Source organism: Bacteroides sp. 11BF (genome assembly GCF_019633765.1).
Lineage (GTDB): Bacteria > Bacteroidota > Bacteroidia > Bacteroidales > Bacteroidaceae > Bacteroides > Bacteroides hominis.
Genome location: NZ_JAFKPJ010000018.1, coordinates 39,938 through 53,531, shown reverse-complemented (window position 1 = coordinate 53,531; position 13,594 = coordinate 39,938). Strand labels below are relative to the sequence as shown.

Annotated in this window: 12 protein-coding genes and 2 tRNA genes; 7 read left to right on the top strand and 7 right to left on the bottom strand. The window is 42.2% G+C overall.

Annotated features, from left to right (window positions below; genetic code table 11):
- Positions 1 to 21 precede the first annotated feature (21 nt).
- The 4 genes from bamA to ribD form a co-directional block, all read right to left on the bottom strand.
- On the bottom strand, positions 22 to 2,658 hold the full coding sequence (gene bamA / locus JZY04_RS17185; protein WP_032531764.1) for an outer membrane protein assembly factor BamA: 2,637 nt from the start codon (positions 2,656 to 2,658) through the stop codon (positions 22 to 24).
- A gap of 23 nt (positions 2,659 to 2,681) precedes the next feature.
- Positions 2,682 to 3,416: an isoprenyl transferase gene (locus tag JZY04_RS17180; RefSeq protein ID WP_005778944.1), complete on the bottom strand. Its 735-nt coding sequence runs from the start codon at positions 3,414 to 3,416 to the stop codon at positions 2,682 to 2,684.
- A gap of 8 nt (positions 3,417 to 3,424) precedes the next feature.
- Positions 3,425 to 4,777, bottom strand: a complete 1,353-nt coding sequence (locus JZY04_RS17175; protein WP_122142902.1) for a DUF6242 domain-containing protein — start codon at positions 4,775 to 4,777, stop codon at positions 3,425 to 3,427.
- Between the two features lie 138 nt (positions 4,778 to 4,915).
- On the bottom strand, positions 4,916 to 5,956 hold the full coding sequence (gene ribD, locus JZY04_RS17170; RefSeq protein ID WP_181996442.1) for a bifunctional diaminohydroxyphosphoribosylaminopyrimidine deaminase/5-amino-6-(5-phosphoribosylamino)uracil reductase RibD: 1,041 nt from the start codon (positions 5,954 to 5,956) through the stop codon (positions 4,916 to 4,918).
- Between the two features lie 53 nt (positions 5,957 to 6,009).
- Here ribD and prmC point away from each other — a divergent pair, with 53 nt between their 5' ends.
- The 7 genes from prmC (at position 6,010) to JZY04_RS17135 (ending at position 10,216) form a co-directional block, all read left to right on the top strand.
- Entirely contained in the window at positions 6,010 to 6,846 is an 837-nt protein-coding gene (prmC, locus tag JZY04_RS17165) for a peptide chain release factor N(5)-glutamine methyltransferase (RefSeq protein WP_122142901.1), read from the top strand.
- Positions 6,843 to 7,307 carry a regulatory protein RecX gene (locus JZY04_RS17160; protein ID WP_005778936.1) on the top strand — a complete coding sequence of 155 codons (465 nt, stop codon included), beginning with the start codon at positions 6,843 to 6,845 and terminating at the stop codon, positions 7,305 to 7,307. Before prmC ends, JZY04_RS17160 begins: the two co-directional genes overlap by 4 nt.
- A gap of 95 nt (positions 7,308 to 7,402) precedes the next feature.
- Positions 7,403 to 8,041: an orotate phosphoribosyltransferase gene (gene pyrE, locus JZY04_RS17155; protein WP_005810767.1), complete on the top strand. Its 639-nt coding sequence runs from the start codon at positions 7,403 to 7,405 to the stop codon at positions 8,039 to 8,041.
- Positions 8,042 to 8,141: 100 nt separating this feature from the next.
- Positions 8,142 to 8,552, top strand: coding sequence for an SRPBCC family protein (locus tag JZY04_RS17150; protein WP_005778931.1), 411 nt, complete (start codon positions 8,142 to 8,144; stop codon positions 8,550 to 8,552).
- Positions 8,553 to 8,557: 5 nt separating this feature from the next.
- Positions 8,558 to 9,901, top strand: coding sequence for an argininosuccinate lyase (gene argH, locus JZY04_RS17145; RefSeq protein WP_005810765.1), 1,344 nt, complete (start codon positions 8,558 to 8,560; stop codon positions 9,899 to 9,901).
- Between the two features lie 144 nt (positions 9,902 to 10,045).
- Positions 10,046 to 10,118: transfer RNA gene (locus JZY04_RS17140), tRNA-Gly, on the top strand.
- Between the two features lie 14 nt (positions 10,119 to 10,132).
- Positions 10,133 to 10,216, top strand: a tRNA-Leu gene (locus tag JZY04_RS17135).
- 83 nt (positions 10,217 to 10,299) lie between these two features.
- On the opposite strand, the gene JZY04_RS17130 is transcribed toward JZY04_RS17135, so the two are convergent.
- The 3 genes from JZY04_RS17130 to JZY04_RS17120 form a co-directional block, all read right to left on the bottom strand.
- Positions 10,300 to 11,445 (bottom strand): glycerate kinase, encoded by a 1,146-nt coding sequence (locus tag JZY04_RS17130; protein ID WP_122142900.1) that lies wholly within the window; start codon positions 11,443 to 11,445, stop codon positions 10,300 to 10,302.
- 126 nt (positions 11,446 to 11,571) lie between these two features.
- Positions 11,572 to 11,772 carry a DUF2007-related protein gene (locus JZY04_RS17125; RefSeq protein ID WP_005778894.1) on the bottom strand — a complete coding sequence of 67 codons (201 nt, stop codon included), beginning with the start codon at positions 11,770 to 11,772 and terminating at the stop codon, positions 11,572 to 11,574.
- 155 nt (positions 11,773 to 11,927) lie between these two features.
- The gene (locus JZY04_RS17120; protein ID WP_122142899.1) at positions 11,928 to 13,583 is read right to left on the bottom strand and encodes an AMP-binding protein; all 1,656 of its coding nucleotides are present in this window, start codon (positions 13,581 to 13,583) and stop codon (positions 11,928 to 11,930) included.
- Positions 13,584 to 13,594 lie beyond the last annotated feature (11 nt).

Here is a 13,594-nt window from a genome sequence, read left to right as displayed (position 1 = left end):
GCTTAGTTTTTAATGAAACAATTAGAATTCCTGACCCAATACGAAGTGGAATCTGCTTCCGCCTGCGCTCTTGTCGCCAAGTACTTTGTCGAAACCGTATGCCCAGTCGATACCCATCATACCGATCATCGGGAGGAAGATGCGGACACCTACACCGGCCGAACGTTTCAGGTCGAACGGATTGAAGTTCTTCACATCATGCCATGCATTACCGGCTTCCAGGAATGTTAACGCATAAATATTGGTACTTGTTTCCAGCATCAGCGGATATCTTAATTCAAATCCGATACGAGTGTAGGCATATCCTTCTTGTCCACGGTACGGAGTTAACGAACTGTTTTCGTAACCACGAAGGGCGACACTCTCGGTTGCATAGCTTGAATATCCGGTCATACCGTCACCACCGACGTCAAATGTACCGAACGGAGATTTCTTATATTTGTTGTAGTGGCCCAATATACCGAATTCCACACGTGTCATCAGCACCGGAGTTTTTTTCACGGTTGTCGGGTTCAGCAACGGAATATATGTTTTTGCTTTGAACTTCCACTTATGGTATTCTACCCATTTGTGCATTTTGTTCATATCGTTCTGGTTGTACTCGTTATATTTACTGTAGTCTACTCCGTCGAACAGTGAGTAAGGCGGTGTGAACTGTACAGACAGAGAGAAGTCTGAACCACTACGCGGATAAATCGGGTTATCGTAAGAAGCGCGGGCCAATGTCAAGCCGATGCTTAAGTCGTTACATTTACCGTTGGTTACCGGGAAGTACTGCCAGTCTTTCAAGATATATCTTTGATAAGAAAGCTCGGCTGAAAGCTGGAAGTAGTCATCCGGCCAGTTCAAGCGTTTTCCCCAACCTGCTGACAGACCCCACATTTTGATTGACTTGTCAGGGTCATAATAGTTTTCGTAGTTGTTATAGTTACCATAATTGTACATACCGTAACCGCCTAAGCCGCTGTAATAACTGTTGTAGTAATTGTTATAGTAGCTTGAGTTATAGTAACGGCTGCTGATATCAGTCTGAACTGAGAAGAATGCCGACAGGGAGAATGAATTCGGACGTTTACCTCCGAACCAGGGATCAAAGAACGAAATGCTATACTGCTGATAGTATTGTGCATTGGTCTGTCCACTGATGGTCAGTGTCTGTCCGTCACCCTGAGGCAGGATACCACGATAGTTTTCTCCCGGGTGCAATAGGTTTGCCAAAGAGAAGTTTGTAAATTTCAAACTTAATTTACCGATAACACCCGTCTGTCCCCAACCGGCAGAGAACTCTACCTGGTCATTTGCTTTGGATACCAGATCATAGGCAATATCTACGGTTCCATTCACTTGGTCCGGCTGAATATCCGGTTTGATGTTTTCCGGGTCAAAGTGTCCCATTTGTTGGATCTCACGCATAGAACGCATCAGGTCCTCACGGCTGAACAACTCGCCCGGGCGGGTACGGAGTTCACGGCGAACAACGTTTTCGTACAAACGGTCATTACCATTGATCTTGATCTTATTGATGCTGGCTTGCCGGCCTTCGTAGATTCTCATCTCCAGGTCGATAGAGTCGTTGTCGATATTCACTTCTACCGGATCTAACGTGTAGAACAGATAACCATTGTTGTAATAGAGGTTACCGATAGCGTCTTCATCGGTTGACAAACGTTCATTCAGCAATTTCTGGTTGTATACATCTCCTTTCTTCATGCGGAGCATAAAGTTCAGTTGTTCTGAGGGATAAAGAGTGTTACCCACCCATGTTACGTTGCGAAGGTAGTATTTATCGCCTTCCTCCAATTCAATGTATACATCTACCGTTTTATCGTCAAATTTGGATACGCTGTCTTTCACGATACGTGCATCGCGATAACCCAGTTCGTTGTACTTATCAATAATCAGTTGCTTGTCCTCTTCATACTTCTCATTAACAAACTTCTTGGTGCGGAACAAGTTCAGCAGTTTTCCCTTTTCGTTTGTTTTCTTCATCACACGTTTCAGCTTCGATGTTTTGATAGCATGGTTACCGGCAAAAGTAATGGCATGGACTTTTACCTTTTCTTTCTTATCGATATCTATGTCGACCAATACTTGATTTTCATTTGCAGGATCATCTCTTTGAGTGATGGTTATTTCTGCATTCTTAAATCCTTTATCGTCGAAATAGCGTTTACTTAAAACCTTTGCACGGTCCACCAGATTCGGAGTAATCTGACTGCCTTTTATCATACCCAGTTTGGTCTGTAGGTCTTCACGCTCCGACTTTTTCACACCGTGATAACGTATGTCTGAAATGCGCGGACGTTGAGTCAGACTGATCTTCAGCCAGATTTTATTGCCTTCTACCTTTTCGGCTGTGATTGACACGTTGGAGAACAGACCGTGACGCCAGTAGCGTTTGATTGCCCCCGTGATCTCATCACCCGGTACGGTAATAGTTTGTCCTACAGAAAGTCCGGACAGTCCGATAAGAACATAATCTTCGTAGTTCTTGACACCTTCGACCTTGATGTCGGCTATTTCATATTTTTTCGGTGTCCCGGAATACATGATAACGGGTTTTGATTCGTCAGTGTTAGCATCTTGTGCTACGCCCGGCAATGCAAAGCAAAACAGGCTGATAAACGTTACGAATATGAAGGAAATACGATAATGCATTTATGTTATAATTAAGTTTTGAGTTAACTGATTTGTTCGCTGGTCTTTCCGAATCTGCGTTCGCGTCTCTGGTAGTCACAGATAGCTTTGTGCAATTCTTCTTCCTTAAAGTCTGGCCAGAAGGTTTCACAAAAATAAAGCTCCGAATAAGCACATTGCCAAAGTAGATAGTTGCTTAAACGAATCTCTCCGCCTGTACGGATTAAGAGGTCCGGATCGGGCATGAAATTGGTTGTCAGATGCGTCTGGATGCTTTCCGAAGTAATTTCTTCAGGAGTCATTTCTCCTTTCTGAACCAATGTGGCAATCTGCCGTGCGGCCTCGGTTATTTCCCATCTGGCAGAATAACTGAGGGCAAGTACCAGACACATTCCTGTGTTTTTGGAAGTACGTTCGACACAGGCATTCAAGCGCTTCCGTACATTTTCGGGTAGTTTGTTGATGTCTCCGATAATACGGAAACTTATATTGTTTTTCATAAATGTTTCCTCTTCGATAGAGTCGAATAGGAGGCTCATCAATGCAGCGACTTCGTCCGATGGCCGGTTCCAGTTTTCGGTTGAAAAGGTATATAAGGTAAGGAATTTGACTCCTAATCTGGCTGCCTCTTCAGTGATGATATGCACAGTTTCGGCTCCGGCCTGATGTCCAAAACTACGTTCGCGTCCGCGTTGTTTGGCCCATCGTCCGTTACCGTCCATGATAATGGCTACATGCTTAGGTATCCGGTTTAAATCTATTTGTTCTTTATAGGACATTTCTTTAATTATTTGTTCTGTCTGGCAAAACCAAATTTATTAAGTCGTCCACGCCATACTTCGTTGGCATCGCCGTTACTCCATATTACCCAGATAAAGTTATCTTTGTCCACTACAGTAGAGTAATTGTTCCCTCTGTCTTTGAATTCAGTCGGTAAGAAGATTTTCTTATCGGCTTTATACCAGGCAAGTCCTGCTTCCGATGTGTAGATCGTTTCGAACTTTCCTCCGAATGCCCAGAAAGCGTTGCCATAATAGAAGAAAGACGGTTTGTCGAGCTTCGGACAATAGGCAGTGGTCGATGACGTTTTTAAAGGAATCCAAAGTAAACCGTCCTGTGAACTCCAGGCCACCGAAGTTGTATCGCTTGCATTGCGATTATTGCCCATTACGGCTATCGTCTGTATTCCTGTAGCATTGAGATAAGAAGTTGCTGACAAATTATCCAGCGGGAAGTCAGAACCGACTTCTTCTGAACTGATATTCCATGCGGTTGCTTCAGGATTGCTTATCGCAAATGTAGATTGACTACCATTATTAATAATACCGGCAATTCCGGAGATATCCAGCAGATTGCCCTCATTCTTGGGGAAGGGAGCGATCAGCATCTCTACTTTACCGTTTTTATTCAAATCGGTTGCAAGACTCCATGATGCCCCATCTGAAGAAACATATACTTTCTCACCGTTTGTGGCATACAATTTTTCACCAAAAGCAATGAGGGAAGAGAGTTTTATGTTTTCCGGAAGCCCGGTAACAGATACCTGTGTCCAACTTCTTCCTTTGTTGATTACGTCTCCTGATGATTTGTAGGCAGTAGTGTTTGATGTATACACAAGAATGCCTTCACCCAGAATTACGGACTTCTGATATCCGCTATAGTTAGCGAAGTTATCTGTCATTTTAGTCCAGTTCATGGAGTCCGGATCCTGTCGGTGTACGCGCACTGAAATGGTGTACTCTTTGGTATATTGCATATCCGCGGCCCATACCTTTATTCTCATGGGCTTTTCCATAGTGCCCCTGAGGTCTATAGAGTCGGAGTAATTAAACAAGGTGTCCTGACCCTCTGCGTTTTTAGCCGTGACTATTCCAGACGCTGTGGTTAGTTTTATAAGAATACGGTCAATAATTGTATCGGAGCCCACAGGCAGTGAATCCTGGTTATAAATAAGTCCAACTCCGTCAGGCCCAAATTGATCTATTGTAAATTTATAGTTTACCCCATGTACGGTATCAAGTGCAAATGCATGTATGGTAGCATCCGGGCTGTATTCAATTTCTTCAGTGTCAAGGCACGAAGTAACGGCAAACGATACAAGGAAGAAACTTACAATTACTGATAAAAACTTTATTCTCATTTGAAAGATTGTGTTTATTTACAAGTTGCAAAAATAGGAACATTTTTCTCTATATTGAACATTGAAGGGAAGTTTTATATAAAATTATAGATAATCTGCTCGATTTTGTCGATATAAAACTCCCTGAATGCTGCGAATTTAGGTATTTCTCTTTAAGTAATGCCTGAAGGTTGTAGCGAAATGTTTTTCTTCTGAATAACTAATTTTATCGCTTATTTCAGGTGCTTTAACACCGGAATAAAGCCGTTTGTCGCTTCTTTCTATAATAATTTCATCCCATATTCCGGAGCAGATAAATGATTCCAGTAATATCTTGCCTCCTTCGACCATCAAGGATTGTAGATTACGCTGATAGAGGGTTGCCAGTATTTGTGGCAGAATATCTGTTTGATAGTCCAAGGGGATATATTCCAGATTCTTTTTACCGGGGCGGTGGCATTCCGTAAAAATGAGTGTAGGCACGCTGCCATCTAAAAGGTGTGAAGTCTGAGGAAGCGAATGATTACGGTCCAGAGCTATGCGTACCGGGTTATGCCCGTACCAGTGACGTACAGTTAATGCCGGATCGTCTAATAATGCTGTTCGGGTACCTATCATAATAGCATCCGATTCTGCTCTTTTTTTATGTACCAACATGGAAGTGAGGGGAGTGGATAATAGCACAGGGTGTCCTTCTGTACGCTCTAAGTCGATGAAGCCATCAGCCGATTCTGCCCATTTTAAAACAATATAAGGGCGATGAAGGGTGTGGAAGGTGATGAATTTCTGTATAAGTTCGCGGCACTCCTTTTCCAGGACTCCCACTATGACCTCACGTCCGGCATTCCGTAATTTTTGGATGCCTTTACCCGCAACTTTGGAAAATGGGTCCTGGCAACCGATTACGATTTTGGGAATTTGCTTTTCTATGATTAGGTCAGCACAGGGAGGTGTCTTTCCATGATGGGAGCAAGGCTCAAGGCTTACGTATATAGTACTGCGTTTCAGTAAAGAGGGGTCTTTAACAGAACGGATAGCGTTGACTTCGGCATGGGCTTCTCCACAACGGACATGATAACCTTCGCCGATGATTTGTTCATCACATACGATGACGGCCCCCACCATTGGGTTGGGAGATACGTTGCAAAGACCGTTTCTTGCCAATTGGATGCAACGTCTCATGTATTTTTCTTCTTCCATCTTTTAGGCTTATAGCTATATTATTTGTATTTTTGCACCCCAAAATAATGAGAATGAACTGTGTCACCACTTATATCCGCCAGTCTTTACACCATATTTATCCACCGGGAGAACTCAGGAGCCTCACAAAAATGATTTGTTGTGATCTGCTGGGGCAGGATGCTATTGACTATTATTTGGGCAAAGATATAATTTTATCTGCAAACGAACAGCGTGATTTAGAAAGCATTGTTGAACGGTTGAAGAAAAACGAGCCAATTCAGTATATTCAGGGAAGGGCAAATTTCTACGGATCCATGTTCCGGGTAGCTCCGGGAGTCTTGATCCCTCGTCCCGAAACTGAAGAACTGGTGGATTTAATAGTAAAAGAGTCTGCTACAGGTGTCCGTCTGCTTGATATAGGAACCGGAAGTGGGTGTATTGCTATAAGTTTGTCTAAGCATATTCCTGGAGTGGAGGTTACGGCGTGGGATGTGTCGGAAAATGCACTTGCCATCGCCAGGCAAAACAATCAGGAACTGAAAACTAAAGTGAATTTTGAGAAAGTGGATGTCTTTTCTACGGAGTTTTCTGGAGACAGACGATATGATATTATTGTAAGTAACCCTCCTTATGTGACAGAGAGCGAAAAAAATGAAATGGAACCTAACGTCTTGGATTGGGAGCCCGGTCTGGCTCTGTTTGTTCCGGATAATGATCCTTTATTATTTTACCGGCGTATTGCCTCTTTGGGGAGAGAGAGGCTAAGTCTGCATGGTAAACTCTATTTTGAGATAAATCGGGCGTATGGTGAAGAAATTTTGCAAATGCTTGGCGGAAAGGGATATAGAGACCTTCGTTTGATAAAAGACATATCGGGTAATGATCGAATTGTAACTGCTAAACGATGAATATAATAACAGAAGAAGATGCGTTAAACCGCATGGCTGGCTATTGCTCTGCAGCCGAGCATTGTAAAGCTGAAGTGAGTGAAAAACTACAGAAGTGGGGCTTGCCTTATGAAGCGGTCAATCGGATTATTGATCGGCTTGTGGTTGAGAAGTTTATAGATGAAGAACGTTACTGTAGGGCATTTGTCAATGATAAGTTTCGTTTTGCCAAATGGGGTAAAATGAAGATTGCTCAAGCACTTTACATGAAAAAGATATCTCGTGAAGTGTCTTATAAATACCTGAATGACATTGATCAGGAAGAGTATCTTGCTATTTTGGGAGATTTGATGGCTGCTAAACGTAAAAGTATACACGCCAAAGATGAATTCGAGTTGAATGGGAAGTTGATCCGTTTTGCCATGAGCAGAGGATTTGAAATGGATGATATCCGCCGTTGTGTGCAAGTGGAAGAAGAGTAAGTGACAAATAACAAAAAAATAATACGGCTTCTTCTTTTTAGTCTCGTTCCATTTCCGTATTTTTGCATCCTGTAATTATCATAGTTAGTTTAGTTATGAAAAATTTAGAGAGATTATTCGCCGAGAAGTTGTTGAAGATTAAAGCTATTAAGCTTCAACCGGCAAATCCGTTTACATGGGCTTCCGGATGGAAATCACCGTTTTACTGCGATAACCGTAAAACCCTTTCTTATCCTTCTCTTCGTAGTTTTGTTAAGTTCGAAATTACACGTCTGATTCTGGAACGTTTCGGACAGGTAGATGCCATTGCCGGAGTTGCAACAGGTGCTATTCCTCAAGGTGCTTTGGTAGCTGATGCATTGAATCTTCCGTTCGTGTATGTCCGTTCTACCCCTAAAGACCATGGCTTGGAGAATCTTATCGAAGGCGAACTTCGTCCGGGTATGAAAGTCGTTGTAGTAGAAGATTTAATCTCTACCGGTGGAAGCAGTTTGAAAGCCGTAGAGGCTATCCGTCGGGATGGTTGTGAAGTAATTGGTATGGTAGCTGCCTATACTTACGGATTCCCGGTTGCCGAACAGGCTTTTAAAGATGCTAAAGTACCTCTGGTAACGTTGACTAATTATGAAGCAGTGTTGGATGTTGCATTGCGTACCGGTTACATTGAAGAAGAAGATATTGCAACGTTAAACGAATGGCGCAAGGATCCAGCTCATTGGGAAACCGGAAAATAAGACTGATTTTTTTGATGATTAAAATATAGAAAGAAGGGCCATTCGGACAGAGTCTGTTCGGATTGTTCTTCTTTTTTCTTTATAAGTAAGATAGAATAAGATGACTAAATTTGAGAGTAGTGTCAAGGTAATACCTTATAGCCAGGAACGTGTGTACGATAAACTTGCGGACCTTAGTAACCTGGAATCCATAAAGGACCGTTTACCACAAGACAAAGTGAAAGATATGAGTTTTGATACGGATACACTTAGTTTCAATGTAGATCCGGTGGGACAGCTAACCCTTAAGATTATTGAACGTGAGCCCTGTAAGTGTATTAAATTTGAGACGATTAATTCTCCTCTGCCTTTTAATATGTGGATTCAGATTGTATCTTCAGCCGATGAAGAATGTAAACTTAAAATAACCATTGGGTTGGATATTAATCCATTTATGAAAGCAATGGTACAGAAGCCTTTACAGGAAGGCCTGGAGAAGATGGCTGATATGTTATCCATGATACAATATTAAAGAATATGGCACAGAAACTTTGGGAGAAATCTGTTGAGGTAAACAAGGATATAGAACGCTTTACCGTTGGTCGTGACCGTGAGATGGATCTTTATCTTGCTAAACATGATGTACTTGGTTCAATGGCACATATCACTATGCTTGAGAGCATAGGTTTATTGACAAAAGATGAATTATCTTTATTGTTAGCCGAATTGAAAGATATTTATGTTTCTGCCGAGAAAGGAGAATTTGTAATAGAAGAAGGAGTTGAGGACGTTCACTCTCAGGTGGAGTTGATGTTGACTCGTCGGTTGGGAGATGTGGGTAAGAAAATTCATAGTGGTCGTTCACGTAATGACCAGGTATTACTTGACTTAAAGCTTTTTACCCGCACACAGATAAAAGAAGTGGCAGAGGCGGTGGAGCAACTCTTTCACGTTTTAATTCGTCAGAGTGAACAATATAAAGGTGTATTAATGCCCGGGTATACTCATTTGCAGATTGCGATGCCCTCGTCATTTGGCCTTTGGTTCGGGGCATATGCCGAAAGTTTGGTGGACGATATGCTCTTTTTGCAAGCTGCATTTAGGATGTGTAACCGTAATCCTTTGGGATCGGCTGCGGGATATGGTTCTTCATTTCCTTTGAATCGTACGATGACTACCCAGTTGCTTGGTTTTGACTCTTTGAACTATAATGTAGTTTATGCTCAAATGGGACGTGGCAAGATGGAGCGTAACGTCGCTTTTGCACTGGCAACAATTGCAGGAACCATTTCAAAATTAGCTTTCGATGCCTGTATGTTCAATAGCCAGAATTTTGGTTTTGTGAAACTGCCGGATGAATGTACTACCGGTTCCAGTATCATGCCGCATAAGAAGAATCCGGATGTGTTTGAATTAACACGAGCTAAATGTAATAAGTTGCAATCTCTCCCACAGCAAATTATGATGATTGCCAATAACCTGCCTTCCGGATATTTTCGTGATCTGCAAATTATCAAGGAGGTTTTCTTGCCGGCTTTTCAAGAACTGAAAGATTGCTTGCAGATGACTACATACATCATGAATGAAATTAAGGTGAATGAACATATTCTTGATGATGATAAATATCTTTTTATCTTTAGTGTAGAAGAAGTGAATCGCCTTGCACGTGAAGGTATGCCTTTTCGGGATGCTTATAAAAAAGTAGGCTTGGATATTGAAGCTGGTAACTTCTCGCATAATAAGAAGGTGCATCATACTCATGAAGGGAGTATTGGTAATCTTTGTAATGATGAGATATCCGCTTTGATGCAAAATGTAGTGGAAGGCTTTAATTTCTACAGCATGGAACAGGCTGAAAAGACCTTGTTAGGGCGTGTTTGATAGATTATTGCTATGTGAAGATAACTTCTATCTTTACATAGCTTTTATGATAAAAATAGTTTTCCGTTTCTTTGAGAATTTTTTCTTTGGAAAAAGTTTGGCAGAAAGCAGGAAACTACTTATCTTTGCACCCGTTGAAAAAACGCGGAAATAGCTCAGTTGGTAGAGCATAACCTTGCCAAGGTTAGGGTCGCGAGTTCGAGTCTCGTTTTCCGCTCTCTTTGAAAGGATGCTCGAATGGTGGAATGGTAGACACGAAGGACTTAAAATCCTTTGGCCATTGCGGCTGTGCGGGTTCAAGTCCCGCTTCGAGTACTATAGTTGCATCCTAAAAAGCTCCATAAGTTCATTACTTATGGAGCTTTTACTTTATTCATGGAGATGTTATCTATATGCCGTTAGTTATGCAATAAGGATAACATTCGCATGCATTGATGGACAGTTCTCTCTATGTTGCTGCAGGTCCTTGATTTTTCCATAGCTTGCTCTTGAGAGACCGGACCTTCTACAATAGGATATACAGCCAGAAAACCTGCATTATTCAGCAATTCGGTTTCATCCACACATCCGGCAATACCAATTACAGGAATATTTTTTCGTTGGGCTGCTTTGAGAACTCCCATAGGGGCTTTTCCCATTATAGTTTGGGCATCCATTTTCCCTTCGCCTGTAATCACAAGATCGGCTCCTTGTAGTTTTTCATTAAAATGGAGAACATCCAATACAGTATCAATTCCCCGGGATAACCGAGCGTTGAAGAAGGCCATAAAACCGCCACCCATGCCTCCGGCTGCTCCTGCTCCAGGGATAGCATCAATATCCTTATATAGGGTTTGGGCAATCAACTGTGCAAAATGCTTCAGTCCTGTGTCTAATATGCGTATTTGTTTTGCATCGGCTCCTTTTTGGGAAGCAAAAATAAATGCGGCTCCTTGTGGTCCGGAAAATGGGTTGTTTACATCGCATGCGATGGTGAATGTACACTTTGCCAGTTTATCTTCCGGGAAATCGTTGCTATCAATCATCTCTATCTTTTGAAGTATTTCTCCTCCATACCCTAATAAATTTCCGGCTATATCCCGGAACTTCATGCCTAATGCCTGCAACATTCCCGTGCCTGCATCATTGGTGGCACTACCTCCGATTCCTATCAGAAATTTCCTGCAACCGCGTTCCAAGGCATCCTGTATTAATTCGCCTGTACCATAAGTGGTTGTTTTCATCGGATTTCTCAGATGGGGTTCAATCAATGTTAGTCCACTCGCGGCTGCCATTTCGATGACAGCAGTTTCTCCATCTCCCAAAACGCCATACCGGGCTTCTATTAACCGCATTAATGGATCGTGCACGTGACACGAATGTATTCGTCCATTTGTTGCACTGACCAGTGCTTCAATTGTTCCTTCTCCGCCGTCCGCTATAGGGAGTTTTATGATTTCGCATTTCGGAAATACTTTTCGAATACCTTTTTCACAAGATACAGCTACCTCTGCGGATGACAGGGAACCCTTAAACGAGTCGGATGCAATGATTATCTTTTTCATGCTTGGAGAAAATTGTTTTTATTTAGAAGATGTGATAATAATCATAAGAAGCGTTGAAAATAAAAAGCCGGAATGTAACACGAATCATTCCGGCTTTTGTCCCTAATCAAACCTAATCTAACAAACCTATGAAGCTATTCTGTTGCTGATAACCCGCATTGCTGCAGTGTAATATTCACAGGGGACAGAAAGCAGTATGCAATCTATTCCTTTGTCCTTCATCACCACTTCGATAGATGCAGCCTTTAGAAGGGTTCTCACACTTGCCACTTCCCATGGGCTACCAGCGAATACTTCAACCTGAGAAATCTTTCTACTTACTACCATTTGCTTTTTAGTTATTAAATGAATATGTTGCAAATATAGCAGGTTGTTTTCTTTCAGAAGAGCAATTTTAGTTCATATTATAGCACTTATGTTGCAAACGTTTGCTGATTTGTTGGTTTGATCAATATTTTATGTACGAATTTTGTATAATTGGGCTATTTCTCATCATTCTTACGGATTTCCACCCGCCGGATTTTGCCACTGATAGTTTTGGGTAATTCATCTACAAATTCAATGACACGTGGATACTTATAAGGAGCCGTTACTTTTTTCACATGGTTCTGGAGTTCTTTTATCAATTCTTCACCTGCACGTTCTTTATAATTTTTTGCCAGCACAATAGTTGCTTTTACCACTTGCCCTCGAATTTCATCGGGTACACCAGTGATGGCACACTCCACTACAGCAGGGTGAGTCATCAGCGCACTTTCTACTTCAAACGGTCCGATACGGTAACCGGAGCTTTTTATTACGTCATCGGCACGCCCTACAAACCAAAGATAGCCGTCTTCATCTTTCCAGGCCACATCACCTGTATAATAGATGCCGTCATGCCATGCTTCATGTGTACGCGCAGCGTCGCGATAATACTCTTTGAACAGTCCCAACGGTTTACCGTTAGTAGTCCGAATAACAATCTGTCCTTGTTCGCCAGCCTCTACCGAACGGCCTTCATAGTCTATCAGGTCAACATCATATTGGGGGTTAGGGACTCCCATGCTTCCCGGTTTCGGTTCCATCCAGGGGAAGGTAGCAACCGTTAGTGTTGTTTCCGTTTGGCCGAACCCTTCCATCAGTTTGATGCCTGTCAGTTTCTTAAATGTATCGAATACTGCCGGATTTAATGCTTCACCGGCAATCGTGCAATATTCCAAGGAAGAAAGATCGTATTTGGTCAGATCTTCGTGAATCAGAAAACGGAAGATTGTGGGAGGGGCACAAAGTGAAGTAACATGGTAGTTTTGTATTTTCTCCAATATGTCGGCTGGAGTAAACTTCTCGTGGTCGTAGACGAAAACATTAGCTCCGGCTATCCATTGTCCGTACAGCTTTCCCCATACAGCTTTTCCCCAACCTGTATCGGCGATGGTGAGATGAAGGCTGTTTTCTTTCAGATTGTGCCAGAAACTACCGGTGACAATATGTCCCAACGGATAGGTGAAATCATGTGCAACCATTTTGGGTTCACCGGTCGTTCCGCTGGTGAAGTACATCAAAGAGATATCATCGTTGGAGTTTGGATGTTCCGGTTTAGCGAAAGGGGCTGCATCTTTAATGCCTTGATGAAAATCTTCGAATCCTTCTGCTATTTCAGGGCCAACACTTACCAAATGTTTCACTGTAGGAGAGTCCGGCATGGCATCTATGATATGTTTAGTAATAACCTCTTCTCCGGCTGCTACGATCATCTTTATATCGGCTGCATTGCAGCGATATGCAATGTCTTTCTTGGTTAGCAGGTGGGTGGCAGGGATAACAACGGCTCCCAGCTTATGCAAAGCGATGATGCTGAACCAAAATTCGTAACGTCGTTTCAATATCAGCATGACCATATCACCATGTCCGATGCCCAGACTTTGAAAGTAGGATGCTGTCTGATCTGTATATTGTTTTATATCCGCAAAAGAGAACTGGCGTTGTTCACCTTTATCATTGGTCCATAACAAAGCCGGTTTGTCTGGCTGTTCAGCAGCCCAGGCATCTACTATATCGTATCCGAAGTTGAAGTTTTCCGGAACATTTATCTTTAAGTTCTTGACAAAATCTTCCTGTGAACTGAAGGAAGTTTGCGATAAAAATCTATCTATCATTTTCTTCATTT

What these genes read in the sequence shown, in the direction of transcription:
- prmC (WP_122142901.1), top strand. Translation starts at nt 6,010, where the DNA reads ATGAACTGTGTCACCACTTATATCCGCCAGTCTTTACACCATATTTAT.
- JZY04_RS17120 (WP_122142899.1), bottom strand. Translation starts at nt 13,583, where the DNA reads ATGATAGATAGATTTTTATCGCAAACTTCCTTCAGTTCACAGGAAGAT.
- JZY04_RS17175 (WP_122142902.1), bottom strand. Translation starts at nt 4,777, where the DNA reads ATGAGAATAAAGTTTTTATCAGTAATTGTAAGTTTCTTCCTTGTATCG.
- argH (WP_005810765.1), top strand. Translation starts at nt 8,558, where the DNA reads ATGGCACAGAAACTTTGGGAGAAATCTGTTGAGGTAAACAAGGATATA.
- JZY04_RS17150 (WP_005778931.1), top strand. Translation starts at nt 8,142, where the DNA reads ATGACTAAATTTGAGAGTAGTGTCAAGGTAATACCTTATAGCCAGGAA.
- JZY04_RS17125 (WP_005778894.1), bottom strand. Translation starts at nt 11,772, where the DNA reads ATGGTAGTAAGTAGAAAGATTTCTCAGGTTGAAGTATTCGCTGGTAGC.
- JZY04_RS17130 (WP_122142900.1), bottom strand. Translation starts at nt 11,445, where the DNA reads ATGAAAAAGATAATCATTGCATCCGACTCGTTTAAGGGTTCCCTGTCA.
- pyrE (WP_005810767.1), top strand. Translation starts at nt 7,403, where the DNA reads ATGAAAAATTTAGAGAGATTATTCGCCGAGAAGTTGTTGAAGATTAAA.
- JZY04_RS17180 (WP_005778944.1), bottom strand. Translation starts at nt 3,416, where the DNA reads ATGTCCTATAAAGAACAAATAGATTTAAACCGGATACCTAAGCATGTA.
- JZY04_RS17160 (WP_005778936.1), top strand. Translation starts at nt 6,843, where the DNA reads ATGAATATAATAACAGAAGAAGATGCGTTAAACCGCATGGCTGGCTAT.
- ribD (WP_181996442.1), bottom strand. Translation starts at nt 5,956, where the DNA reads ATGGAAGAAGAAAAATACATGAGACGTTGCATCCAATTGGCAAGAAAC.
- bamA (WP_032531764.1), bottom strand. Translation starts at nt 2,658, where the DNA reads ATGCATTATCGTATTTCCTTCATATTCGTAACGTTTATCAGCCTGTTT.